The 2,504-nt window shown below is 66.3% G+C and carries 2 protein-coding genes; both read right to left on the bottom strand.

The features are described from left to right. Positions 1-95 precede the first annotated feature (95 nt). Positions 96-584, bottom strand: a complete 489-nt coding sequence (locus QZY03_RS21090) for a heme-binding protein (RefSeq protein ID WP_295584302.1) — start codon at positions 582-584, stop codon at positions 96-98. Between the two features lie 301 nt (positions 585-885). Beyond that, positions 886-2,124, bottom strand: a complete 1,239-nt coding sequence (gene ispG, locus QZY03_RS21085; RefSeq protein ID WP_295584300.1) for a flavodoxin-dependent (E)-4-hydroxy-3-methylbut-2-enyl-diphosphate synthase — start codon at positions 2,122-2,124, stop codon at positions 886-888. Between the last annotated feature and the right edge of the window lie 380 nt (positions 2,125-2,504).

The following is a 2,504-nucleotide window of genomic DNA, read 5'->3' as shown; positions in this document are numbered from 1 at the left end:
GGCCGCTCCTACCGTAGGAGCGGCCCGCGGCCGCGACGGGCTGCCGCAACGACGGGTGGCCGGAATTATGATCAAGGCCAGGGATCCGCCCAACACTACATCGCCAAATCCAAATCCTCCTGCACCTTGGCGACGCCGGCCAGTGCGCATTCCTCATCGGTCTCGCCGGCCGGTGCGCCGCTGACGCCCACCCCGCCGGCCAGGGCCGATCCGCCGACCAGGATCGGCACGCCGCCGGGGGACATCAGCAAACCGTCGATGCGGCCGATGGGGCTGTTGGCGCGGTCCTTCATGGCGGAGGTGGCGGCGTTGAAGTTGACCGCGGTGCGGGCCTTCTGCTCACTGATCGGCACCGTGATGGGCGCGGCGATGGTGTCGCGCAGGGTGACCTGCACCGTGCCGTCGCGATCCACCACGGTGACGCCGATCTGGATGCCTTTCTCGCGGCAGGCGGCGATGCTGCCCTGGGCGATCTTGAGCGCGGTGTCCAGCGACAGGCGTTTGACCTGGACCACCATGGGCTCGGCGGCCAGGGCGGGGGTGCAGACGGCGATCAGAGCGATGGGAATCAACTGCTTGAACATGGCGGGCTCCTCGGGTGGCAAGGTGGTTGAATCTAAGACCGGGAATGGCTCACACAAAGACACAAAGAACACAAAGGAAAAGAGATCATTGGCAGCGTCCGGCCGATCATTGCGCGGGTGACTTGCTGGACCGCGTTGAAGACCTTTGTGATCTTTGTGTCTTTGTGTGAGAACTGTTTTTTCTGGTCGCTTCGGGTCAGGCCGGCTCGGGTGAGCGTTGGGGTTCGCTCTCGCTCACCCCAACCTACAGGCGACCGGCGTGATCCATGTAGGTTGGGGTGAGGAACGAACCCCAACAGGCTCAGCCATAACGCCGCTCGACGTAGTCGTCCACCATGCGCTTGAATTGCGCGGTGATATCGTCGCCCTTGAGGGTCGCGACTTTCTCGCCGTCGATGAAGACGGGCGCCGACGGGCGCTCGCCGTTGCCCGGCAGGCTGATGCCGATGTTGGCGTGTTTGCTCTCGCCGGGGCCGTTCACCACGCAGCCCATCACCGCGACTTGCAGGGTTTCCACCCCCGGATAACGGGCGCGCCACTGCGGCATCTGCTCGCGCAGGTAGCCCTGGATGTCCTGGGCCAGGTGCTGGAAGGTGTCGCTGGTGGTGCGTCCGCAGCCGGGGCAGGCGGTGACCATGGGGGCGAAGGAGCGCAGGCCCATGGTCTGGAGGATTTCCTGCGCCACCTGCACCTCGCGGGTGCGCGCCTCCCCCGGCGCCGGGGTGAGCGAGACGCGGATGGTGTCGCCGATGCCTTCCTGCAACAGCACGGCCAGGGCCGCGGTGGAGGCGACGATTCCCTTGGAACCCATCCCGGCCTCGGTCAAGCCCAGATGCAGGGCGTGGTCCGACCGGGCGGCCAGCATGCGGTAGACGGCGATCAGATCCTGCACGCCGCTCATCTTGCAGGACAGGATGACGTGGTCCTTGGGCAGGCCCAGCTCCACCGCGCGCGCGGCATTGGCGACCGCGGACTCCACCATGGCCTCGTGCATCACGCGCTCGGCCGACAGGGGGGCGGCGCTGCGGGCGTTCTCATCCATCATGCGCACGATCAGATCCTGATCCAGGCTGCCCCAGTTGACGCCGATGCGCACCGGCCGGTCATAACGGCAGGCAATCTCGATCATGGTGGCGAACTGGCTGTCGCGCGTCGCGCCGCTGCCCACGTTGCCGGGGTTGATGCGGTATTTGGCCAGGGCCTGGGCGCAGTCCGGGTAGTCGGTGAGCAAACGGTGGCCGTTGAAATGGAAGTCGCCGATCAGCGGCACGCCGCAGCCCTGGGCGTCCAGCGCGGTGCGGATTTGCGCCACCGCGCGGGCGGCGGTCTCGGTGTTGACCGTGATGCGGACCAGCTCGGAGCCGGCCTCCGCCAGCTCCGCCACCTGACGCACGGTGGCCGCGACGTCGGCGGTGTCGGTGTTGGTCATGGACTGGACGACGATGGGCGCGCCGCCGCCCGCGGTCACCGGCCCGATGCGTACCGGGACCGTGACACGGCGCTGGATCGGGGATTGGATGGAGGAGGGGACTGAACTCATACTGACCTCGCCGCTGTTGCGGCACGATTTCTTGAATGAAAACCTAAGCTGATCGCGTGTCCTGGTAGGGCGTCTTGTCTAAATCTTGCGGGTCTGTGCTCGCTGAGGGTTACCATCCGTGGCGACTTCCTTCCGGCATCCTGCCGGAATGACGCCCAAATTCGGGCGGCAGCAACCAGCATGGAGCCGTCCGCGAGGCTGATGGTGGATGCGCTGCGCTTATCCACCCTACAAAATTCCCGATCGGGTCGGGGTGACGGGATTGCGCCCGTCACCCCTCCCACACCACCGGACATGCGGTTTTCCGCATCCGGCGGTTGAGCCTAGCGGGCTGTGCCCGCAAGCGTCCACCGAGATGAACGCCCATTGGACCCCTTCTT

Origin of the sequence: uncultured Lamprocystis sp., assembly GCF_903933125.1 — a bacterium.
Classification (GTDB): domain Bacteria; phylum Pseudomonadota; class Gammaproteobacteria; order Chromatiales; family Chromatiaceae; genus Thiodictyon.
This window is presented reverse-complemented; position numbering and strand designations above follow the sequence as displayed.

Coding starts and splice junctions, on each gene's coding strand:
- QZY03_RS21090 (WP_295584302.1), bottom strand. CDS start 584: ATGTTCAAGCAGTTGATTCCCATCGCTCTGATCGCCGTCTGCACCCCC.
- ispG (WP_295584300.1), bottom strand. CDS start 2,124: ATGAGTTCAGTCCCCTCCTCCATCCAATCCCCGATCCAGCGCCGTGTC.